Here is a 23604-nt window from a genome sequence, read left to right on the forward strand (position 1 = left end):
AAGTTGACGAAGTTGCATCTTACATGAAGCGACTTGCAGAATATGGCTCTGCCGGAATGAATGGTTTTTCTCCCGTCATCAGCTCTGCCAGCAACCGGCCGGACGCAGGCCCCAGCGTCAAACCATGATGAGCATGACCAAAATTCATCCACAAGCCCGGCTTGTTTGGCACCTGACCGATAACCGGTCGCATATCCGGCATACAAGGGCGCAGACCCAGCCATGGCTGTGCCTCAACCGGTTTGCCCAATGACGGCAATACTTTACGCGCACGTTTTTCTGCCCGATCGAGCAGGATACGATTAGCCGGTGCATCCGGCGCTGCAAATTCAATGCCGGTTGTCAGACGCATGCCCTGACGCATCGGTGCCAGCACATAGCCGCCTTCCACTTCCACCACCGGATGATTGAGTGCTGCACCATCATCAAGCGAGAAATGCAGATGTGTGCCGCGTTTGACTGCCATAGGCAATTTCATTCCGGCCTTGTCATAGATGAGATGGGACTGAGGTCCGAGCGCCGCAACAACATTACGTGCCGTCACAGGTTCGCTTGCCCGTACCGACCAGCCATCACTTTGCTGTTGCAAGGTCGAAGCATCGCCATGCAGGAACACGCCACCGCGTTGTGTGAAGAGAGAAGCATAGGCTTTGACCAGAGCCGAAGGATCATTGACCGTTTTCGGGTCGAGCCAATGAACGGCACCGGCAATATTGCGCATCGATGGTTCCGCTGCTGCAAAACCGGTGCTGTCGAGCACTTTATAATTCAGTCCGAAGCGATCCAGCGACGGCAGATTTTTCACAAAAGCATCAAAAGCCTGTTCACTGCAAAACGCTTCCAGCCAACCTTTGTCCTGCACCAGATTCTGGCAACCGGCCTGATCAATCAGGAAATCATGTTCGGTCACACTGGCTTCCACAAGCGGCAGCATGGCTTTTGTTGCTTTTGCCAATCCGTCCGCGGAAGAATGACGCCAGAACTGAAACAGCCATGGTGCCAGTTTTGGCATATAGGCCAGATCATAACGCACATCCGTACGGTTATTCAGACCATATTTAATCAGATTGGCGAGCCCGCGCGGAAATGAGTAAGGAATAACGCTGGAGCGCTCAATCAGACCGGCATTGCCATAACTCGTCCCCTCACCCGGATCTTTTTTGTCGATCAGACAAACGGAATGGCCGCGTGCCTGCAAGTGAAGCGCAGTGCTGACACCGATAATGCCTGCACCCAGAATGATTGTATCGAATTTACGCATGTTATGGCCGGAGAATACGGGTCATGACTACAGGCAGAAAAATTCCGGCCGGCAGTTTGCCACGAAGGACTGAAATTACAGGATTAAGACAATGAGCGCGCAAAGTTGCGCGCTCATCAAACGGTTTTAACAGCCGTTGCGATCAATAAATATCGAAGTCGAAGTACTTCTTCATGATCTTGTCATAGGTGCCGTTTTTGCGGATACCGTCAATCGCCGCATTAAACTGGGCTTTCAGATCATCATTGCCCTGTTTCAAAGCAATACCGGTTTCTGTCTGTGTGCCCGGCACGTCTTCAAGAATATGGCAGCAGCTTCCGGCTTCCGTTTTCAGCCAGTCAACGACAGGAAATTTGTCGGAGATCATTGCATCCAGACGACCGGTCTTCAGATCCGCATTGGCTTCGTCGGCGCTCACATAAAGTTTGACCTCAGCACCGGCTTTAGCCAGCACATCTTCCGCATAAATCGCCTGTGTTGTGCCGCCCTGCGCACCGATTGTTTTGCCGGAGAAGCTTTCCGGTTTCACATCTTTAATCGGGCTGTCTTTCGGCACAGCAATCGCCAGAGGCGTGGAGTAATATTTATTGGTGAAGTCGATCTGTTTCTTGCGCTCTTCGGTAATGCTCATCGATGCGATAACCGCATCAAATTTGCCAGCCTGCAAGCCCGGAATCATACCGTCCCAATCATTGGCAACGAGGGTGCATTTGGCTTTCATTTCCTCGCAAAGAGCATTGGCAATATCAACGTCAAAGCCCTTCAGCGAACCATCAGCATCAACAAAGTTGAACGGAGGATAAGCACCTTCAGTGGCAATACGGATTTCTTTCCATTCTTTTGCACCCGCCGATGTCGCAATAGCAGCCAGTACCATACCTGCAAATAAAACTGATTTACGCATAGTTCCCTCATTATGTCGTGAAAATCATTCTCCGAGGGCAGCTAAACAGAAAAACGGGGCAAAGGAAAGCCCTTGCCCCGTTTCTCATTTCATCAAGACATTCTGAATACGCATCATGTAGATACGTATTCATCCCGCCATTAAGCGTAAACTTTACCGAAGCGGTTTGCGAGGAACTTATCCAGCGCAATATCTTCCTGCTTCATGAAGCCCTGTGCAGGGATGCTGCCATCAGCAAGCATATCAACAACAGCGCAGATAGCGGAAGCAGTGGTAACCTGAATACCGGTCATTTCCAGACCATCCTGAGTCTGGTTGTAAACCTTATTCGCATAAGTTTCCTGAGTCAGACGTCCGTCTTTGTAGCCGGTTACCGTTACGAAGATAACGATAACGTCCTGCTGGGTGCCCGGAACTGCGGTTTCAAGAATGTCCTTGAATACATCGCGGCGATGACGCAGGCCGAGGTCGTTCAGCAGGGTCTTGAAGATGTCGCAATGGCCAGGGTAGCGGATGGTGCGGTAGTTCAGAGTGCGAACTTTGCCTTCAAGGGTTTCAGCCAGAGTGCCGAGACCGCCGGAAGTGTTGAAAGCTTCGTACTGAACGCCTTCGAGCGAGAATTCTTCGCGCTCTTCCATAGCAGGAACCAGTGTCAGCTTGCCGTTGACGATGGCTTCACATGGCTCAATATATTCGTTGATAACGCCATCCGTGCTCCATGTCAGGTTATAGGTGATGGAGTTGGTCGGGAACTGTGGCAGAGCGCCGACGCGCATGCCGATAGATTCCAGCTTGTCGAATTTCTTGGCCAGATCGTAAGCAACGATCGAGATGAAGCCAGGAGCCAGACCGCACTGTGGAATGAAGGCCGTTTTAGCGGTTTTCGCCAGTTCTTTAACATGGCGTGTGCTTGCAACGTCTTCGGTCAGGTCGAGATAGTGAACGCCTGCTTTTGCAGCTGCATCAGCAATACGGATTGTCATCTGGTAAGGCGCAGCGCTGAGAACAGCAAATTTACCGGCCAGAACGGCTGCCAGAGCGGCTTCATCAGCAATATCAACAACTTTAGTTGTGATGTTCTTTTTGCCGGCAAGCGCTTTCAGCTGCTCTTCCGCACGGTCTGTTACCGTTACATTATAATCACCGGTGTTACCCAGAAGCTGTGCAATTGTTACACCGATCTTACCGGCACCAACGACGACGACGTCTTTCATGACTGACCCTTTATTATATTGCCTGAGTGCCACTGCCTGTGCCTGCGCAACAAGGAAAATGTAACACTTTAATAATACTGTATTATTTCCCGAGGACTTGATTCAGCCTCAGGAAATGATGGCATAGAGTCGCAGAATTTTCGTCAAAAAGAAGTATCTAAAATGACGGAATGACGCTATATATTTGAACGAAGTGACGCTAGCGAGGTTCAAAATGACGACGAAAGCCGATATGGCCCTGATTGCTCTTTTACGCGAGAATGCCCGCGCATCGACAGCAACACTTGCCAGACGGCTCGGCGTTTCCCGTACAACGGTTCAGAGCCGCATCGACCGGCTGGAAAAACGCGGCATCATTACCGGCTATACTGTTAAACTGTCTTCAGAACATGAAAGCCATCTGGTGCGTGCGCATGTGCTGGTTACAGCCCTGCCGAAATTTTCACCAAAGGTTGAAGTCGGCCTCAAAACCATGATGTCCGTGCGATCTGTTCATTCGATCAGCGGCAATTTTGATATGATTGTTATTGTTGAAGCGCCATCAATCGGCGAACTCGACAGTGTGCTCGATCAGATCGGTGCACTGGAAGGTGTTGAACGCACCATGTCGTCTATTATTCTCTCCACCCGTATCGAGCGGTGAATTTTAAAGAGATTATCATTAGTAAATAATATAAAAGTGTAATATTTTTTGGATATTAATATTCAATTATTCTAAAATTATTTACTGAAATAATAAAACTATAAATACTGCTGTCATTTTTATTCCCGTGAGTTATGTAGCACTGCATAATCTTTAGGCATGGCCACGGGGGTAGTTTTGCTTAAAACCTATAAGAAATCTTCTCAGCTTGCCAGTGCAGGTATTTTGCTCTTCTCGGCAATCACTTTCACATATTCCAATCAGTTTGCAGCGCTCAAACTCGCTTTGAACTGGTGGGATCCTTTTGCAATTTCTCATTACAGATTGTCTGCCCTGACAACAGAAGAATTCGCCTTTGAAGTTCAGACTGCGCTGGATGAGGATGATATTGCGGAAGCGCAAAATCTTGTCGCCTTGGCAACAGATTACGGGCACACACTCCCGCCAGAACTGATAGAGAAAACCGAGGAAGGTTATCTGGCGGCAACCTACCGCTACACTTCCGGTTTTGTGAACGGGTTTGCCTATGGCGAAGTCGATTCAGTGCAAACACTGCTCGGTAGCCTAGCATCCGATTATGTTGGATATGGTGATCTGAGGGACATATCAACAGAAGGCACCAAATTCATAACGGGCGAAAGCTATGATGCAATCACTTTAGGTGTAGCTGCCGCAGGACTGTCTACATCTCTAGTGTCTATGTCTTCTTGGACAAATCCTGCAACTGCTCCGGTTGCACTAGCTGCCGCTCAAGTCGATAAAGGTGCTTCATTAATAAAGGGCGCATACAAGACCCGAAAACTGTCGCGTCCGCTCATTGAAAAAATAACAGGCATTTCTTCCAAGCTCATCAATAAACCTGCATTAACAAGGGCTTTAACAAGTCCGGAGCCTTTATACAAAATTCCGTCGCTATCAAAGATGACGAGTGCCGCTAAAAATATTGACTATAAGAAACTGTTTAAAGGTGATTTCACAGATTCAGAAACCCTTTTGCATGAAGCGAGCCCGCTTGATCTCGCAGCATTGGGAAAAAGATTTGATGGCGTCATCAATACAAAGGCCGTCAAAGAATTGGATGACCTTACTTCCGCATCCGGAAAACTACTATCCAGTGCAGGTGTCAGTACCTCTATGCGAGCACTGGCATATGCAGATGATGCAAAGGACTTGCGAAAATTCGCCAAATTGTCGGATAAATTTGCCGAGAAAACCTCATCTGTCATCAAATTGCTTGGCAAAAACGCCATCAGATTAGGCAAATTGCTATATTTAGTTATCTCTGTGCTGATCTCCGTTGCGCTTTGGATCGCATGGGCAATCTGGCTGGTCTATTCCCTGTCGAAATCTACGTACCGCCTTATAAATCGCAAGAAACAACGAGCGGCCCATGAAACGCTCTGAACCATTAAAACTATCTATGCTGGCAGCAGGTATTGGCGGTGCAGCTATTGCAGGTTTCGGATTCGCTGCGGGCCGCGTCTTATATAAAGGTACCAAAAACAGTGCGGGCTTGCTTCTTTTATTAGCGGCCGCCTTTGTCTGCCCCTTTATTGGCGGACGAGGTCTTGTCAGAGGTTATAATCGCGGGTTTTTCGGAACTCTTTTCCTGACATTCATTGGCAACCTTCTCCTGATTGCCATTAGCATTGCCGCATGGTCAGTTATTATATTCTATTTGATCTCCGTTATATCGACTGAAGCAAACACACATTCCTTGATTGGCGCCATTTTTCTTGGTGCTAGCGTAACTTTGCTAATGACAGCAACCGGTATTTTAGTCGGCTTATTCCAGCGACCAAAGCGCCTTAAAATCTTTGCCGTCGCATGTGCAAATGAAGACTTTATGCAAAAGCAAGGTTTTCTGGAAACAGGTGGCAGCGACATTACACATTACGATCAAAACGGAAACGCTTTGCGCTTTCTGGAGGTTCATCCGGCAAAGATTGTCTTTATGGCTGTAGGAAGACGCGGGAAAAGAGCGTTTATTGATCTCGACAGTGATGGCCGCATGGTCGCCTATTCAGGCATTCAGTAGCGCATTTACACAGATGTTTCCCGCCAGCTCTGCATAGCTATGCGCGTATTTCCAAGAAAAAGCAGGTCTTATCCGAATTTCAGGGGGATTGTGGCCGCTTCAGGGCTGCGCTGAGCGCTTTTGCGGCAAGTTTTTCACTTAAAATGATGATTATGACAATTTAATGCCTGACGGAGCGTTTTCCCAATCCGAATAAGCAACGCAGCTATGCAAATTTGTCTCTGCTCATTTCGGATCATTAGGGCTATATACAACTCAACAAACAACGACATAAAATTTTCTAGGTGAGAAACATGAACCTGATCCGCTCTTACAACAACTGGCGTCGTTACCGCAGCACAGTAAACGAACTGAACCGCCTCTCAACCCGCGAACTGAACGATCTCGGCATCCTGCCTGCAGAAATTCCGTTTGTAGCTCGCAAGGCAGCTCAGCGCTAATAAGAATTACAGAGATATCAAACCTGAGCCTCCCTCCTCCTCCCAACTCAGGTTTGATCGAAGACCGGTCTCCCTCCTCCCAACCGGTCATTCATTGTAACGCCCGATGCTCCTCCCAGCGTCGGGCGTTTACTTTTTCGGCAACCAGTTTTTGGTCTTCAACACTCAAAGATGGATATAGGCAAAGCCCTGTATTTGCAGATATGCAAGTTCTGCAACGCCGCTTGGCACCACATCATCTTCTGAAAGACGATACAGGTTTTTAATCTCGAGATTACGCGCGCGCATTGTATTGGCGCAGGCCAGAAACCGAACGCCCTGTTCGCATAAATTATCGAAACGTTTTTTCAGAATATCGTCGGCTTCCGCAATCTGAAACAAATCCAGACCCGCGCCGTGGCAAACCACACGGATGGTAAAAGCCGGTTTTGATTCACATCCTGCAGATAATGCCTGCACATGATTGGTCAGGGATGTGAGCAATGCCGCCATATAGGCTTTGGTTTCAGCCGCTGTGGCATTTATATAAGCACCATTATTATGATAAACGACCCGCTGTTCACCGGACTTGCTATAGCGATTATGGGTCAGCGGATCATTCATCATAAAACTCCGGTCAGAGAACGGCGACTTTCAAGTCGATCGCGTTACAGGTAATATTGGCATTACCGCTCTGGCTTGTTATTTCGCCGCCTTCTCGCGGGCACGGGCATCAGCCACCGCCATTTTGAAGCCGTTATAATCCAGTGCCATCGCCCGGAACGGGCCGATCAGATGCGTTGGAGTGCCTTCAACGCCGATTGATTCCGCCTGCGACATGACACGCTTCAACTGCGCAGTGATTTTACCGTTGTTTTTGTTCAGATCAGCCTGCAATTGCTGCATATCAATGCCGGAGGCTTTAACCGCATCAAGCATCGCCTTTTTAGACACTTTGCCGCCAGGAATTGACATCAGTGCTTTATGAACGATTTCATATTTGCCCTGATATTGCGCTGCCAGTGCCAGCTGAGAGCCATAGACCGACGATTCTGTCAGGATCGGCCATTCTTTATAAACAAGGCGGATATTCCCGTCTTCTTTGACGATACGCGCCAGATCAACACCGGATTTTTTGCAGTAAATACAGTTATAATCGGTGAAAACGACAATGGTCAGATCACCTTTGGGATTGCCGCCGGCGGGTGCTTCCGGATCATAGAGAATCCCGTTGACATCAACCTCCTGTGCAAAAGCCTCCTGCTGGCTGTTCAGCAAATAAGCAGTGCTCAGCGCAATACCGGATGAGAGTTGAAGGAACTGGCGGCGTTGCATATGGTTCTCCTGCAATGCAATAGGTAAATAAGGTTGGCGCGGCTCAGAGGCCGAGTGCCTGAAGACGATTGTCCAGCTTGTCCGGTGTCAGCTCGCCAATGATGCGATTTTGCGTTTGTTCTTTTGCTGTTTGTGCTTCAAGGAACATCAGCGTCGGCGGTCCGACAACATTAAAACGCTGCATCAGATCACGGCTGGCATCATTATAATCGGTGATATCCGCTTTAATCAGTGTGAGATTACCCAGACGTCCCGCATATTCCGGATTTTTCATCACTTTTTCATTGCTCTTACAGGTCGTGCACCAGTCTGCGGTGAAGTCCACCAGCACCGGCTTACCTGTCGCAATTGCCTGATTGAGCACCTGATCATATTCAGCTGAAGTTTTTACAATTCTGACCGGCTGGGTTGTAGCAGTCTGTGCAATCTGTTGGGTGCTGCCCTGTAAAAAGCCCAATGGTTGCCACGGATCGGTTGAACCGCCTGCAAAACCGACCATCAGCAAAGTTCCGTAGATCAAAGCGGCAATGCCGGTTGTTTTTTCAAGGCGCATCCATGCGGTGCTTTTAGCACTCAGGCGGTCAAACACACCGAGGAAAACACCGCAAGCCAGTGCTGTGAGCGCCAGCAGCAACATTGCATTTTCGTCGGAAAGCAAGCGCAGGATCATGTAGATCGCCAGCCCCAGAAAGACAACGCCGAAAATCTGTTTGATTGTGTTAAGCCACGGGCCAGATTTCGGCAGATATTTTGCGCCAAATGTACCAAAAACAATCAGCGGTACACCCATGCCCAGTCCCAGAGCGAACAGAGCAGAGGCACCGCGTACGGCATCACCGGTCTGCGCAACATAGAGCAATGCAGCGGCAAGCGGCGGGGTCACACAAGGCCCGACAATCAGCGCGGAACCAAAACCAAGCACCAAAGCGCCGCTGATTGCACCGCCTTTGCCGGATGTGTTGCGGCTGAAGAAATTTGTCCAGCCTTGCGGTAGTTGCAATTCATAATAGCCGAACATCGACAAAGCGAGCGCGACAAACACCAATGCCATAAACCCAAGTGCATAAGGTGTTTGCAATGCGGCTTGCAAATTATAGCCCGACCAGGATGCGGCAAAGCCAAGCACGGCATAGGCTGCAGCCATCGCCACCACATAAGCCGACGATAGGACAAAACCACGGCCGGATGACAGTTTTTCACCGGATTTTGCCAGCATTCCCGACAGGATCGGAATCATCGGGAAAACGCAGGGTGTCAGTGCCAGTAACAGACCAAAGCCAAAAAATCCGGCCAGCATGAAAGCGAAATTGGAGCCAAGCCATGCCGTCACTTCTTCCGTGCTGACATCGGTGAGGCTTGCAATCAATCCGGTTTCAGCCGGTGCTGCGGTTTCCTGTGCAGGCGCAGTATCATCGGTCAGTGATAAATCAGGAGCAGCAAGTTCCGTTTGTGACAGACCTCCCAGACCCAGCGCAACTTTGGAAAGCTCCAGTGTTTGCAGATCAAGCGAGCGTGTTACCGGCGGATAGCAGATACTATCTTCCTCACATCCCTGCCAGCGCACCAGAACATGCCCGTCTTTCGGCAGCGCATTTTCATGCACCTGTGCAAAAGCGCGGTTATACAAAACTTCGGTACGGCCGAAATTCATGTCATCCTTGATGACACCTTCACTGACATCGGCGGGCAGTACTGTGCCGTCCGGTTTTTCCACCTGTATCTTGTCGCGATACATGTAAATTTTAGGCGCAATATTCCATTGGAATTGCAGCGCGTTTTTCTCATCGCGCGTGACACTCAATTGCATAACCTCTTCAGCGCTGCGCATGGTTTGCGCAACAGCCTGAATACCGGTCACAGGTGTAAAAGCAGCAGATAATACAATGCTGAAAAAGAGCAGACTGAAAAGCTGTCGGTAAAAATGTCGGATCATATTATCCTGCGAAAACTAAAGCATGTCGCAGCTAAATGAGTTCATTTAGCGTTCGCGAACATGCGACAATTGAAAGAACCTAGAGCGAGTGCCATGAATGCCATTAAACTCAACACGCTCTAGAATCTTGTATGCGATACCCTAATAAGACGCCCGAATATCACACAGATAGGCGGATGCCTGTTATAATGTCCATACTATCTTATGACCTTAAGTCAGCCTTAAGGCAGAAAAGCCAGTCTTACAGATAATAGACCGCAAAAGTTAAGCGGAACAATATTGATGGTTAAAGTGCATTCCTAAGCGGGCCTGAAAGAGGGCCTGAAAGCGAGAATGTTCCGGAGAATAAGATGCGTGTTTTGGTAGTGGAAGATGATCCGGTTTTGTCCAACGGCCTGAAGGTCGGGCTGGGTCTGACCGGCGCAACCGTGGATCAGGTTGCTACCTGTGCAGATGCGCTGGCCGCATTGGCGTGCTCACGCTTTGACGCGATTGTGCTGGATCTGATGCTGCCGGACGGTTCCGGCCTTGATGTTTTGAAGAAAATACGCGCTGATAAAGATCAGACACCGGTTTTATTGCTGACTGCGCTGGACGAAACCTCAGACCGTATTACCGGTCTGGACAGTGGTGCTGATGATTATATGGGCAAACCTTTTGATCTCGATGAACTGGCAGCGCGGGTCAGAGCCATCGCCCGCCGCGGTGCCGGACGCGCCCGCGCGGTCATGATTGCCGGTCATGTAGAGCTTGATCCTTCCAGCCTCAATGCAAAAGTGAAAGGCGAACGGGTTCCGCTGTCACGCAGAGAATTTGCCGTATTGGCTGCTTTAATGGAAAGACCCGGCATTATTCGCTCCAAGAGTGATATTGAAGAAAGGCTCTATGGCTGGCAGGAAGAAGTGGAAAGCAATACTGTCGAAGTGCATATCCATAATCTGCGCAATAAGGTCGGGCGGGATGCGATTGAAACCGTGCGCGGCCTCGGCTACCGGATGCGGGTAACATAATGACTTCTCTGCATAAAAGACTGTTTATTATCCTCGTCACAGCCACAGGCATTATCTGGGCCTGTGCTGTTGCATGGACCTATTTCAACAGCCACAACGAACTTGAAAAAGTGCTCGACACACGTCTGCAGGAAGCCGCGCGCATGGTGCATTCGCTGCTGGGCAATGCCTCCACCGGCATGAACACAACCAAAGCCATCAGCCTGCCGCATGAGCATGGCAGCTATGAACGTTATCTTTCCTGTCAAATCTGGTCACTGGACGGCGAACTCGTCGGCAGTTCAACCGGCGCACCGGACATTAAAATAGCAGGTAACAGCACCGGCTTTTCCGATGAGGTGGTTGAGGGTGAATTATGGCGTGTCTATACAATCGTTGATCCTGCAAAAGGCGTAAGAATTATCGTTGCAGACCGGTTGGCTTTGCGTGACCGTCTCGTCAGCGATCTGGTTAAAGGGCTTCTCGCTCCGGTTATTCTGATCCTGCCGCTGCTTGGTTTCCTGATCTGGGTCAGTCTCGGCCGTGGCCTGCGGCCATTGCATGAGCTGGCGGATAAAGTCCGGCAAAAGGATGCGGATGATATGCGGCCGTTGCAGGCAGCGAATATCCCTTCCGAAGTACGGCCACTGGCCGATGCACTGAACGGGCTGTTTATCAAAGTGGAAGCCGCACGGCGCCATGAACGGGAAGTAACGGCTTTTGCCGCCCATGAATTGCGCACCCCCCTCGCCGGCTTGAAAACACAGGCACAAATTGCACTTGCGGCAGCCGATCCGGCAATTAAAGAAGGCGCATTACAGCAAATTCTGTTGTCCGTAGACCGGACAACCCGCCTTGTCCGCCAATTGCTGGCTTTGGCCAAGCTGGATGCCGATGCCTCTCCCGTGGTGAGTGAGAAGGTCAATCTCGGTCAGCTGGCTGAGGAAATCATTGCTCAAAATCCGGTCAGCGGACGAAAAGTCGAAAACCGCATTGATCCGGCTCTTTATGAACAGGTGATACAGACCGACCGGCATAATCTCACACTGATGCTGCGCAATATTTATGAAAATGCGACGCATTATTCACCGCAGAACGAAACTATCAGCTGGGAAAGCCTGCCAACCGGCAACGGCATTGTCGTCAAAGATTGCGGGCCCGGCGTGGCGGAGGAAGAAATCCCGTTGCTGACCACACGTTTTTATCGCGGCAGCAATAAGAGCCAGACCGGCACCGGACTGGGGCTGACCATTGTGGAAACGGCCGCCAAACGTGTCGGTGTGCTTTTCAACTTGCGAAACCGGAAAGATCGTATGGGTATGGAAGCCGAGCTGCGCTGGATATAGTTTCAGTCAAAAATCAGACATAATTTCAAGATTATAGAAGTTTAAATACATAAGTGCTAGAATGAAATAAGCTCAGAATGAACTATATTAGTGCTATTTAAATAGATAATGATTTTGAAAGGAAAAATTAGTGAACCGGACAGGTAAGACGCTCCTGTTTGTACTGATTTTTCTTTTGTTCTGGGTCACGCTGACACCTTTTATGGATTTACGTGATCCTTCGGTGCTGCTCGCACAGGAACAGGGCAATGCGCTCCAGCAGCTTGTGTCTTTGTCACTGTTCTTTATCTCTGCGCTTTATTTGCTGGCAAATTGGCAAATTGCCCTCAAAATGCTGTCGCCATTGCTGATTATCCTGCTGTTGTGGCAGTTCATTACAGTCTTCACGTCTGATTATTCCGGTATATCCTTCCGCCGTTATGTCTACAGTATAACGGTGATTGTGACCGCAATGGCTTGGGTCATTCTGCCTGAAAACCAGCAGCATTTTCAGCGCATGTTGAAATATCTAAGCCTGTTCATTCTGGGATTGTCTTATTTCGGCGTGATATTCATGCCGGAAGTCTCCATTCATAATGAAGCTGAGGTGCTGGAACTGATTAATGCCGGTTCGTGGCGCGGGCATTTTTCTCATAAGAATATTGCAGGACCTGCGATGATCGTACTGATCATCTATAATCTGTATCTGCTGCGCAAAGATGATTATCTGATACCGGCTCTGAATATTGTTCTGGCTACGATTTTCCTGATATTTTCAAACAACAAAACCTCCATCGGTCTGATTGTTATCGCTCTTCTCGTGGCCGAGATTATTCGCTTTGTGCGATTGCTGCCGCTGCAATATCTCGCTGCGATCATACCTGTCGGGCTGATGCTGCTGCTCACGGTCGGCACGGTTGTGAGCCTGCCTGTGCAGGATTTTGTTACAGGCCTGATCTCGGATCCGACATTTACAGGGCGCACCGAAATTTGGAAATTCGCGCTGGAGCAATTGCGTGCGCATCCGTGGGTCGGTTTCGGCTTTGATACATTCTGGAATATGTCCCATTTGATCAATGGCGGCTATGAGATAGAGACCTGGGCATCAAGAGCCGGTCATGCGCATAACGGTTATATTAACCTGATGATGACAACAGGGCTGATCGGCATCACGCTTTTCATTGTCTGGATGCTGTTCTGTCCGCTTCTGGATTATCATCGCTCCCAGAAATCCGGCAATGATCCGGCACTCGCAGTCATGTATCTGCGTATCTGGGTTTTTATGATGCTCTATGCCTCTCTGGAATCGCCGTTCTTTGCCCCGCGCGGGCAGGTCTGGTTTTCACTGCTGGCGGCGGTTTTTGCCCTGCGCCTTCATGCTCGCGTCAAAGCCCGTTAAATCGCTAAATTTCCGCTTCATCCGTCATTTTGCAGCCGCTCTCCGGCCAAATGATGAATAAGCAGCACAATGTGATTGCTATTCATCACAAATGATTGTGCTTGTTGTTGACTAAGCTCAATTTTCAAACTGTATTTCTGTGATCTTATATCCGTGGGAGACGGATTAGGAGCATGCTGCGAAAAACCGGAACATGGTTATTCGGCACCGGCATGCAAAACAAAACCGGAGCACGCTATGCTCCGGACGGCAGTTAACCGCAAACAAGGTTATCCGGGGGGATACCGGTGCGGTTACAGTCACTGCAGGCGAACATTATTGAGGAAATGTCGGCTATGAATCATAAAAATAATCACCGGACAGGCGGAGAGATCCTGATTGATGCTTTGCGCATCAATGGCGTGGACAGAGCTTTCTGCGTACCGGGTGAAAGCTATCTGGCGGCTCTGGATGCATTGCATGATGCAAAAGAGGATATTGAGCTGATTGTCTGCCGTCAGGAGGGCGGTGCGACTTATATGGCGGAAGCCTATGGCAAGCTCACCGGCAAGCCGGGGATTGCTTTTGTCACCCGCGGACCGGGTGCAACCAACGCATCTGTGGGCGTGCATACGGCATTTCAGGATTCCACCCCGATGATCCTGTTTATCGGACAGGTTGCCAGCGATCAGGTTGAGCGCGAAGCCTTTCAGGAAGTGGATTATCGCCGCATGTTCGGCCAGATGGCCAAATGGGTGGTGCAGATTGATGATGTTGCCCGTATTCCGGAACTGGTATCTCAGGCATTTCATCGCGCAGTGAATGGTCGTCCGGGTCCTGTTGTTGTGGCACTGCCGGAAGATATGCTGACAGCTCATGCCAGTGTTGCTGACGTGCCGGCACATAAAAAGGTTGAAATCTCTGCCGGTACAGAGCAATTGCAGGAACTGGCTGATCTGCTGAAGCAAGCAGAGCGCCCTGTAGTCATGCTCGGCGGCAGCGGCTGGAATAAACAGGCTGTGGCTGATGCGGAAGCCTTCTGCGTTACGAATAATCTGCCTGTTGCCACATCATTCCGCTGTCAGGATCTCTATAATAATGCGCTGGCTAATTATGCCGGCGAACTTGGCACATCCGCAAGCCCGAAACTGCTGCAAAGCATTAAAGACAGCGATTTGCTGCTGGTCATCGGCGCGCGGATCGGGGAAATGACCAGTGCCGGCTATACAATGGTCAATATTCCGGTGCCAAACCAGAAACTGATCCATGTGCATAGCGGAGCGGAAGAACTGGGACGCGTCTATTACCCTACCCTGCCGATCAATGCGACAATGGCTGCTTTTGCCAAGCAGTTGCGCGGTCTTGGCAAGATCGGTTCTGATAAATGGGCATCCTGGACAGCCGAGCTGAACAAGAATTACAACGATAATTTGCAACATGCGCCAATTCCGGGTGATGTGCAGATGGGCGAAATCATGCAGTGGATGCGTGCAAATCTGCCTGAAGATACGATTATGACCACCGGTGCCGGTAACTACACTGCATGGCCGCATCGTTTTTATCAATACAAGACCTTCCGCACCCAGCTCGGCGCAACCAACGGCTCCATGGGCTATGGTGTACCGGCAGCGATTGCTGCCAAACTGACCGACCGTGACCGCACTGTCATTGCTTTTGCCGGTGACGGTTGTTTCCTGATGAATGGTCAGGAACTGGCAACAGCCATGCAATATGATGCTCGTGTCGTGTTTATCGTCGTCAATAACGGCATGTATGGCACCATCCGTATGCATCAGGAACGCACCTATCCGGGTCGTGTTTCCGGCACCGGCCTCGCTAATCCGGATTTTGCAGCGTTGGCACAAGCCTATGGCCTGCATGGTGAAACAGTTGCAGCAACGGATGAATTTGTACCGGCTTTTGAACGTTGCGTAGCTTCAGGCAAGCCTGCACTGATTGAAATCCGAATTGATCAGGAAGCGATTACACCGAAAATGAGCCTGAGCGCGATGCGTGAGCAGGCTCTGGCTGCTCAAAAAGGCTGATCTGTCTTTATCCGGCTTAATAATTACCCCCTCCCCTTCTGACCGGAAGGGGAGGGGGTAATTTTTTTTAAGGGCATCTTTTATCAAAGCCCTCCCCTGTTTAAGGGCTAGATATCTTTCATCAGACGCAGCGCATCATAAATCGCTGCATGGGTATTACGCGCGGCAACAGCATCGCCGATACGATAAAGCTGATAGCGGCCGCTCTCATTTTTATTAACCTGCTGTGCCTGCCCGGCGATCAGATCATCATAATTGACCGCACCGAGATTTCTGGACTGCGGCTTGAGTTCAAAATACAGATCATCCAGCGGTCTTGTGCCGTGATTAATCACGATCTGATCGTGATCCTGTTGTTTGTCTACACCGCCATAATCGCTGCCGATATGCGCAGTGAGGCTGTTACCGTTTCGGGTGACTTTATCAAGACGATAGGTCACGGTGAAAGTTACCCCGTCTTTCTGCAGGCTGCGCATATAGGGCACAAGGTTCATTGCCATGATTTCCGGCGCAAAACTCCGGTCAGGTGTCATGACTTCAACTTTTGCTCCTGCTTTTGCCAGCACTTCTGCCGCTTGCAGAGCCGCATGGTCGCCCGCATCATCAAAAATCAGCACATTGCTGCCCGCTTTGACATCACCGGAGAGAATATCCCATGCGGAAACAACAAGATCATTACCCTCGGGAAGCATTTCAACATGCGGCATGCCGCCGGTGGCAATAATCACGATATCAGGGCTTTCAGCCTCAATTTCCGCCTGCTCTGCCCATGTATTGAAACGGAATTGCACGCCAAAGCGTTCGCATTGTGCCATACGCCAGTCGATAATGCTGATCATCTCACGACGGCGCGGTGATTGTGCGGTGAGACGGATTTGCCCGCCTGCCCTGTCCGCGGCTTCAAAAACCACAACATCATGGCCGCGTTCACCGGCAACACGGGCGGCTTCCATACCGGCTGGCCCTGCACCGACAATCACAACCTTCTTTTTAACCGGTGCTTTGCTGATCGTGTGCGGCATGGTCAGTTCACGCCCTGTCGCCGGATTATGAATACAATAGGCGGCACCGCCCTGATAAATCCTGTCGAGGCAATAATTCGCACCGACACATGGGCGGATATCTTCTTCTCTTCCCTCAATAATTTTACGCACAATATGCGGATCGGTCATATGCGCGCGGGTCATTCCCACCATATCGAGCTTGCCGGAGGCAATGGCATGGCGGGCAGTTGCCACATCCGGTATCTTCGCCGCATGGAAAGTCGGAAAATTGGTCGCCGCGCGAATTTCACCGGCAAAATCCAGATGTGGTGAATTAGCCATGCCCTGAATAGGAATAAGGTCAGTCATTGCCGGATCAGTATCAATATGGCCGCGCACCACATTCAGGAAGTCAATCATGCCACTGTCTTTAAGACGGCGGGAAATTTCGATCCCCTCCTCCTTATCATGGCCGCCTTCCATCATTTCATCGCCGGTATAACGGATACCGACGATAAATTCCGGCCCCACCCGTTTGCGGATTTCTGTCAGCACATCAAAGGTAAAGCGCAACCGATTATCCAGCGAACCGCCATAGGCATTGTCGAGATCATTGGTTACCGGTGACCAGAATTGCTGGATCAGATGGCCATAGGCCTGCAACTCTATCCCGTCGAGACCGGCCGCCTGCATACGCTCTGCCGCATCGCCGAAGTCTTTGATAATCCGCTCAATGTCCCAGTCTTCGAGACGTTTCGGAAATGCGCGGTGTGCCCCTTCCCGCTCGTGAGACGAGGTGACAGCTGGCAACCAGTCGCCTTTGTCCCAACGGGTACGGCGGCCGAGATGGGTGAGCTGGATCATCACCGCTGCACCATATTCATGACATTCGTCTGCCAGCGCTTTCATCCACGGCACCACCTCGTCCTTATAGGCGAGCACATTATTGAAGACCGGCGGACTATCGCGCGAGACCGTTGCCGAACCGGCAGTCATGGTCAGCGCCACACCAGCCTTTGCACGCTCCACATGATAACCGCGATAGGCATCTTTCGGCATGCCGTCTTCCGGATAAGCAGGCTCGTGGGATGTTGTGATAATACGGTTACGTAACCGCAGATGTTTAAGCTGATAAGGCTGTAAGAGCGGATCATTGTTCATTGCATTCCCCTTTTTTGAGGAAGCCTAATTAAAATGTACAATACTGTCAATTTTATATACAGCAGTGTACATTTTATCGCAGTCAGGTTAAGATGCCCCCCTTTAGTGAACTTAAACATCTGAATTATAATAATAATTTTAAAAGGATTATATATGTCCGCGATTGATAATGACGGTGAGAGCGGCTGGCGTGGCTCAAAGGAACTCTGGCTGGATGCCGCCTATCAGGTATTATTGGAAAGCGGTATCGACAATGTCCGGATTCTGACACTGGCCAAAATGCTGAAATTATCACGCACCAGTTTCTACTGGTTCTTTAAAGACCGTGATGCATTGCTTGATGCGCTGTTACAACTTTGGCAGGAAAAAAATACCACAGCCCTGCTCCGGCAGGCCGGTACAGATGCACAAAGCCTGAGCGAAGCCACCCTCAATTTGTTTGACTGCTGGCTTGACCGCACGGTCTTCGACAGCAGCTTCGAACATGCTGTGCGCAGTTGGGGTGTACAGTCTCCTGCGGTTGCGCAGGCTTTAAATGAGGCTGACGCTAGCCGTCTTGAAGCTATACGATCTATGTTTATCCGCCACGGTTGTGAGCCTCTGCTGGCAGATGTCCGTTCAAGAGCACTCTATCTCACCCAGATCGGTTATATCAGCCTCAATACAAATGAAGATGTGACAACACGAATGCAGCGTGTGCCTTCTTATGTCGCAATATTTTCCGGCACCCTGCCCTCTGCCCGCGAGCTTGAGCAATTTCATCAGCGTCATTCCTACCGGCATTATTCGTGATGCATTTGGTGCTGCGGACATTATCTGCTATCAGAACATTCACAATATTCATGCGCTTTAAAACAATAGATATTGTCAGACAGCATTCATCTGCAGAAATTGAGACGCCATGTTTACGCTAGCAAAACGAGAAGTTTTTGAGCAGGAAATCAAACGAAGTCGTTTTCTTGCCATTGCACTTCCCGTCGCTGATGAAGAAGCTGCCAAAGATTTTATCGCCCATGAATCCTATAGTGATGCCAATCATAATTGCTGGGCATGGCGTATGGGGCAAAATTATCGCTTCAATGATGATGGTGAGCCGAGCGGCACAGCGGGCAAACCGATCCTGCAAGCCATTGACGGATTGGAACTCGACAATGTTGTGGTGCTGGTCACCCGATGGTTTGGCGGAACATTGCTAGGCAGCGGCGGCCTGATCCGTGCTTATGGCGGCACCGCAGCCTTATGTCTGCGCGCTTCCGAGCTGATTGAGCTTATCCCGACCCAGACAAGTTTTATCCGTGCACATTTTTCTGAACTCGCTTTGATAAAAGCGCGCCTTGCTGGGGTCGAACATCTGACAATCGCATCGGAAGATTTTCATAATACCGGAGCGGATTTGCGGCTGGAAATTCCGTCACATCAAAAAGACGCTGTGCTGCGTATGCTCACAGATATAACGGCAGGCAGAATTCAGATTGCGGATAAAGCAGAAGATCTGAGTTTCTGAAACCGGCAAGCAGTGTTGACAGCTGTCAACCGGATCACGATCAGACACAGATTGATGAGCCTTGCAAACTCACACCATCATCACGCCAGTCCCACACAGAGCATCTCCGCACCATAACCGGCATCGGTTTTTAACTGCAAGAATGCGTTGCAGAGCGGTTAATATCCGTTAACTATAAATAATTTGACTTTCCTTGCAGGATTTTACACTCTTCTAACGAAAAATTACAAAATCTTGCCGGTTTACCGTTACTCGCCACTGCATCTGTTATTTGCGTTTTCCAGTGTTGATTTAAGCACTTGCGTTAACAGATTAGTAATTTTGTCCGAATCGTAGCATGATGGACAAAGAAAAGCAGTGGTTTACGACTATACGCGGCCATTGCGCATAAAGGTTGGATAAATTGACGACGAATTGGGCAGATATTGTTGCTGATGCACAGCAGCATTTAGCAACCACAAACAAGGCTGCAAATGCACCTTTGGCGGCAGACCGCGCAATCGCTGCGGATGCCGAGCTTTTATCTGCGCAATTACAAGCCATGCGCGAACGTCTGTTTGCACCGGCGTCGAACAAGATCCTGCGCAAATTCAGCAGCAGTGAAGCGGCCAAGCTTATTGGTGTTTCCGACAGCTATCTGCGTCAACTATCCATTGCCGGTGAAGGCCCGCAACCGGAAACCGGCTCCGGCGGACGCCGTCTCTATACGCTGGAAGATATTAATGCGCTGCGTCATTTACTGACCGAGCAGAATGCGAATAAAAACCGCAACTATCTGCCGTGGCGCGATGAAGAACGCGGTGAGCATCTGCAGGTTATTGCCGTCACCAATTTCAAGGGCGGCTCGGGGAAAACCACAACCACTACCCATCTGGCGCAGCATCTGGCTCTGTCCGGCCTGCGCGTTTTGGCCGTTGATCTCGATCCCCAGGCATCTATGTCGGCCTTGTTTGGTTATCAGCCGGAACTGGATCTGAGCGGCAATGATACGCTCTATGGTGCTATCCGTTATGATGAAGCACAGCGCCCTTTACGAGATATTATCCGTAAAACCTATTTTGACGGGCTCGATCTTGTGCCGGGCAATCTGGAACTGCAGGAATTTGAGCATACCACGCCGCGTGTTCTGGCAGAGCGTCGCGGCCCTGCCGCTGATATGTTCTTCACCCGTGTTCAGGCTGCTTTGCAATCAGTCGCAGATGATTATGACGTGGTTGTTCTGGACTGCCCGCCGCAACTCGGTTTCCTGACTTTGTCAGCTTTGTGCGCAGCAACATCAGTGATTGTTACCGTGCATCCGCAAATGCTTGATGTCGCATCCATGAGCCAGTTCCTGTTCATGACATCCGATTTGCTCTCGGTTGTACGTGAAGCCGGCGGATCGCTGAATTTCGACTTCCTGCGCTATCTGATTACGCGTTATGAACCAAATGACGGCCCGCAGGCGCAGATTGCAGGCTTCCTGCGCGCCCAGTTCGGCGATCGTGTACTCACAGCACCCATGGTTAAATCAACCGCCGTTTCCGATGCAGGTCTGACCAAACAGACACTTTATGAAGTTGGCCGCGAGAATTTCAGTCGTGTCACTTATGACAGGGCGATGGAGTCGTTGACAGCTGTCAACGGCGAGATCGAAGCACTGATCCATTCCGCCTGGAACCGTCCGGCGAGGGGAGGTAAGGCATGAACAGCTCAAGCCGCAAAAATCAGTTAAAGGCTTTGTTCGGCGCGCCCTTACCGGCAGCATCAGAGCCACAAGCTCCAGAGGTTTCAGTCTCATCATCACAAGCTGAGGCTCCGGCATCAGTACCGGAGAAAACACCCGATCAGCTGATCCGTCCTTCAGCCAGCCGTTCCGGCGCCGTCAAGGCTATGGGGCTGTCCTTGGCCGATATGTCCCGAGAGCTGGAAAGTGCCAAACAACTCTCTGAAAGCCTCGCCAAAGGCGATCAGGTTGTTGAACTTGATGCTTCGCTGATTGACGGTTCCTTCGTTGAAGATCGTCTGACCCGTCAGGAAACCGATGATCCGGAATTTCTGGCTCTGGTGCAAAGCCTGCATCAGCATGGCCAGCAAGTGCCAATTCTGGTACGCCCGCATCCCGATCAGGCGGGACGTTTTCAGGCCGCCTATGGTCACCGCCGTATGCGTGCCTCTGCGCGGCTTGGATTACCGGTAAAAGCCCTTATCAAGCCGCTGACCGATGCAGAGCTCGTTCTTGCGCAGGGTAAAGAAAACAGCGAACGCCGTGATCTTTCTTTCATTGAGCGTGCTTTATTTGCTCAGGCTTTGATTGAGCGTGGTTTTGAACGCTCCACTGTTCAGGATGCTTTGTCGCTGCATAAGGCAGAAATGACACGGTTCCTGCAAGTGGCAGCAGCTATTCCGGAACAGATTATCCGTGCGATTGGGCCAGCACCAAAAGTCGGAAGACCGCGCTGGATGCAATTAGCAGATGTTCTGCGTGATAAGCTGCAGCTCAAACAGGCTCAGCGTATTATTACTGACAGTGACTTCAAAAATGCGGAAACGGATCTACGCTTTCAGCATTTACTCCAGAAGCTCACCGCAACAGAGAAGCCGGAAATAAATAAACCTGCAGAACAGAAGCTGCATACACGCAATGGCGAGAGCCTTGGCCTGTTACGGTTACAGCAGGGCAGGGCGCAGTTTGATCTGCAACGCCACGATGCGGAAGGTTTTGCGGAATATCTCGCCGGTGAGATGGCTGAGCTTTATGAACAATTTCAGCAGAAGAAAAACGGATAAATCTATCCCCGTCTTCTCTCTGCGCGTTAGTAATGCGTATCAGGCGTTACAAATAATTTCAGAAATAACAGACTGAAATTATCAACAGCATAAATGAAGGAACCACACGGTTTATGGAGTGAGAAGGGCGCTACCAGATCAAAAGCCCCGAAAACGACAAAGCCAGTTTTAATAGATAGGAAAAAACGGCAAGAAAAAAGGCCCCCTGAACGTTACCGAACCGGAAGCCCTCTTTCGATGTAGCAATTAGAGAGAATCACTTTCGCGATCAAAAGTCAAGAGTCGGCAATGTTCCGGCAGTGTTTTTGCTTGCCTCAAATGAGGTAACAAATGACTGAGCATTTTGCGACGTCCCCGTTTGGCGGACGAATGATGAATGCTGCGCATTTTCTGAGTTACGAAAAACTTCGTCAACAACAGAAAGAATTGCGTCAGAAACAGAGTGAAACTGAACAGGATCATCACTGCATTGATCGCTGGAAGCTGTTGCGTGCTTTAACAGAAGCCCGTGAAGCCTATGAGCTGTCTTCGCGCACTATTGCTGTGCTTGAAGCTCTGCTGAGTTTTTATCCCGATAAAATACTCGACAGCCGTGTCGCGCTGATCGTCTTTCCGTCCAATCACGAGCTTTCCATGCGCTTGCGTGGAATGTCCGCACCGACAATCCGTCGTCATATTGCCATTCTCGTTGAACTTGGTTTCATTTTGCGCCGTGACAGCCCCAATGGTAAGCGTTTTGTGCGCCGCGACAGCAATGGTGAAATTGCCATGGCCTTTGGTTTTGATCTGTCACCGCTGACATTTAAGGCTTCAGAAATTGAAACCCATGCAAGCGAATTGCGTGAACAGGCACGTATCCGTCAGCAATTGCGTTTCAATATTACCATTCATCTCCGCGATATTTCCAAAACCATTCTGGCCGCCCTCAATGAGGGGAGGGAAGGGGACTGGAATACTCTTTATGATCAGTTACAGGCACTTTCCGGCCGCGTTGAGCGCAATGGCACGCTGGAAAATCTGGGTAAACGCGAACAGGCTTTGAGCATTTTGCGCAAAAACGTGGAAAATCTTTATCTTTCAAAGGTTTCAGAACAAAAAACGAGCGGCAATGTATGCGAAAATGAGCACCACATTCAGAATTCAAACATAGAATCTTTTGATAACAAACAGGTACAAAATCGCGAAAATATTAAACCAGAGCCAATATCAAAAAATTTGCGGCATAACTCTAAAGTGCAAACTCATACATCAACACCTGACCTTCAGGAAATTTTACAACATTGTCCGCAGATCAGCCATTACGCACAGCATGGTATTCATCAATGGCGTGATTTAATACTAACGGCAGGGCATATTCGTCCGATGCTCGGGATAACCGCTTCTGCATGGCAAAAGGCTTGTGAAATTATGGGAGAGATCAATGCAGCGATTACACTTGCGGCAATCCTAGAACGCTCGGATAAGATCAAATCGGCTGGCGGATATTTGCGAAAATTAACAGAACAGGCAGAACACGGCCAATATTGCGTAAAACCCGCACTGCGCGCCCTATCCAATACGAGGCACTAAGCGTCTATTTTCAGACTGAATCCTTTGTTTGTCGCATTATCACAACCTGTCCAAGTTGACCTGTTTTGCTTGTGAAATGCTCTGAGTGAGGGTCATTGTACCGACATAGTCGCTTTTTATGACAGCAACGCTTT

General features: G+C 49.8%; 20 protein-coding genes. 13 read left to right on the top strand and 7 right to left on the bottom strand.

Annotation, left to right across the window (positions count from 1 at the left end; all coding sequences use genetic code 11):
* Window positions 1–19: 19 nt before the first annotated feature.
* The 3 genes from JNC80_RS11930 to JNC80_RS11940 form a co-directional block, all read right to left on the bottom strand.
* The gene (locus JNC80_RS11930; protein ID WP_376710465.1) at window positions 20–1261 is read right to left on the bottom strand and encodes an NAD(P)/FAD-dependent oxidoreductase; all 1242 of its coding nucleotides are present in this window, start codon (window positions 1259–1261) and stop codon (window positions 20–22) included.
* A 142-nt stretch (window positions 1262–1403) separates the two neighbouring features.
* Window positions 1404–2165, bottom strand: coding sequence for an ABC transporter substrate-binding protein (locus JNC80_RS11935; RefSeq protein ID WP_022711568.1), 762 nt, complete (start codon window positions 2163–2165; stop codon window positions 1404–1406).
* Window positions 2166–2305: 140 nt separating this feature from the next.
* Window positions 2306–3379, bottom strand: a complete 1074-nt coding sequence (locus JNC80_RS11940) for a saccharopine dehydrogenase family protein (RefSeq protein WP_022711567.1) — start codon at window positions 3377–3379, stop codon at window positions 2306–2308.
* 214 nt (window positions 3380–3593) lie between these two features.
* On the opposite strand from JNC80_RS11940, the gene JNC80_RS11945 reads away from it, so the two are divergent.
* From JNC80_RS11945 to JNC80_RS11960, 4 genes are all read left to right on the top strand, one after another.
* A complete protein-coding gene (locus JNC80_RS11945; protein ID WP_022711566.1) occupies window positions 3594–4022 on the top strand; it encodes an Lrp/AsnC family transcriptional regulator in 429 nt (142 codons plus the stop codon).
* A 177-nt stretch (window positions 4023–4199) separates the two neighbouring features.
* Window positions 4200–5426, top strand: coding sequence for a hypothetical protein (locus JNC80_RS11950; RefSeq protein WP_376710466.1), 1227 nt, complete (start codon window positions 4200–4202; stop codon window positions 5424–5426).
* Window positions 5413–6060 (top strand): hypothetical protein, encoded by a 648-nt coding sequence (locus tag JNC80_RS11955; protein ID WP_376710467.1) that lies wholly within the window; start codon window positions 5413–5415, stop codon window positions 6058–6060. Before JNC80_RS11950 ends, JNC80_RS11955 begins: the two co-directional genes overlap by 14 nt.
* Before the next feature lie 293 nt (window positions 6061–6353).
* The gene (locus JNC80_RS11960) at window positions 6354–6500 is read left to right on the top strand and encodes a DUF1127 domain-containing protein (protein WP_075656864.1); all 147 of its coding nucleotides are present in this window, start codon (window positions 6354–6356) and stop codon (window positions 6498–6500) included.
* A gap of 165 nt (window positions 6501–6665) precedes the next feature.
* Here JNC80_RS11960 and JNC80_RS11965 read toward each other — a convergent pair whose 3' ends face one another.
* From JNC80_RS11965 to dsbD, 3 genes are all read right to left on the bottom strand, one after another.
* A complete protein-coding gene (locus tag JNC80_RS11965) occupies window positions 6666–7106 on the bottom strand; it encodes a DsrE family protein (RefSeq protein ID WP_376710468.1) in 441 nt (146 codons plus the stop codon).
* Window positions 7107–7181: 75 nt separating this feature from the next.
* Window positions 7182–7814, bottom strand: coding sequence for a DsbA family protein (locus JNC80_RS11970; protein WP_376710469.1), 633 nt, complete (start codon window positions 7812–7814; stop codon window positions 7182–7184).
* 43 nt (window positions 7815–7857) lie between these two features.
* Window positions 7858–9747 (bottom strand): protein-disulfide reductase DsbD, encoded by a 1890-nt coding sequence (gene dsbD, locus JNC80_RS11975; RefSeq protein WP_376710470.1) that lies wholly within the window; start codon window positions 9745–9747, stop codon window positions 7858–7860.
* Between the two features lie 350 nt (window positions 9748–10097).
* Between dsbD and JNC80_RS11980 the strand changes: the two genes are divergently transcribed.
* The 4 genes from JNC80_RS11980 to JNC80_RS11995 all read left to right on the top strand — a co-directional run bounded on the left by JNC80_RS11980 (window position 10098) and on the right by JNC80_RS11995 (window position 15484).
* A complete protein-coding gene (locus tag JNC80_RS11980) occupies window positions 10098–10757 on the top strand; it encodes a response regulator (RefSeq protein WP_116088393.1) in 660 nt (219 codons plus the stop codon).
* Window positions 10757–12082, top strand: a complete 1326-nt coding sequence (locus JNC80_RS11985) for an ATP-binding protein (RefSeq protein WP_376710471.1) — start codon at window positions 10757–10759, stop codon at window positions 12080–12082. Before JNC80_RS11980 ends, JNC80_RS11985 begins: the two co-directional genes overlap by 1 nt.
* A 130-nt stretch (window positions 12083–12212) precedes the next feature.
* Complete coding sequence (locus JNC80_RS11990) at window positions 12213–13460, top strand: O-antigen ligase family protein (RefSeq protein ID WP_022711557.1); 1248 nt, start codon at window positions 12213–12215, stop codon at window positions 13458–13460.
* Between the two features lie 335 nt (window positions 13461–13795).
* Window positions 13796–15484 (top strand): thiamine pyrophosphate-binding protein, encoded by a 1689-nt coding sequence (locus JNC80_RS11995; protein ID WP_376710472.1) that lies wholly within the window; start codon window positions 13796–13798, stop codon window positions 15482–15484.
* 107 nt (window positions 15485–15591) lie between these two features.
* Here JNC80_RS11995 and JNC80_RS12000 read toward each other — a convergent pair whose 3' ends face one another.
* Window positions 15592–17628 (bottom strand): oxidoreductase, encoded by a 2037-nt coding sequence (locus JNC80_RS12000; RefSeq protein WP_376710473.1) that lies wholly within the window; start codon window positions 17626–17628, stop codon window positions 15592–15594.
* Window positions 17629–17781: 153 nt separating this feature from the next.
* Between JNC80_RS12000 and JNC80_RS12005 the strand changes: the two genes are divergently transcribed.
* From JNC80_RS12005 to repC, 5 genes are all read left to right on the top strand, one after another.
* Window positions 17782–18420, top strand: a complete 639-nt coding sequence (locus JNC80_RS12005; protein ID WP_376710474.1) for a TetR/AcrR family transcriptional regulator — start codon at window positions 17782–17784, stop codon at window positions 18418–18420.
* 109 nt (window positions 18421–18529) lie between these two features.
* Window positions 18530–19132: an IMPACT family protein gene (locus tag JNC80_RS12010; protein ID WP_376710475.1), complete on the top strand. Its 603-nt coding sequence runs from the start codon at window positions 18530–18532 to the stop codon at window positions 19130–19132.
* Window positions 19133–19556: 424 nt separating this feature from the next.
* Window positions 19557–20819 (top strand): plasmid partitioning protein RepA, encoded by a 1263-nt coding sequence (repA, locus tag JNC80_RS12015; protein WP_075656952.1) that lies wholly within the window; start codon window positions 19557–19559, stop codon window positions 20817–20819.
* Window positions 20816–21901 (top strand): plasmid partitioning protein RepB, encoded by a 1086-nt coding sequence (gene repB, locus JNC80_RS12020; RefSeq protein ID WP_376710476.1) that lies wholly within the window; start codon window positions 20816–20818, stop codon window positions 21899–21901. The genes repA and repB overlap by 4 nt, the downstream gene beginning before the upstream one ends.
* A 330-nt stretch (window positions 21902–22231) precedes the next feature.
* Window positions 22232–23470: a plasmid replication protein RepC gene (gene repC / locus JNC80_RS12025; RefSeq protein WP_376710477.1), complete on the top strand. Its 1239-nt coding sequence runs from the start codon at window positions 22232–22234 to the stop codon at window positions 23468–23470.
* Window positions 23471–23604 lie beyond the last annotated feature (134 nt).

The sequence above is a fragment of the Pseudochrobactrum lubricantis genome (assembly GCF_041929865.1).
In the GTDB taxonomy this organism is placed as follows: Bacteria; Pseudomonadota; Alphaproteobacteria; order Rhizobiales; family Rhizobiaceae; genus Pseudochrobactrum; species Pseudochrobactrum saccharolyticum.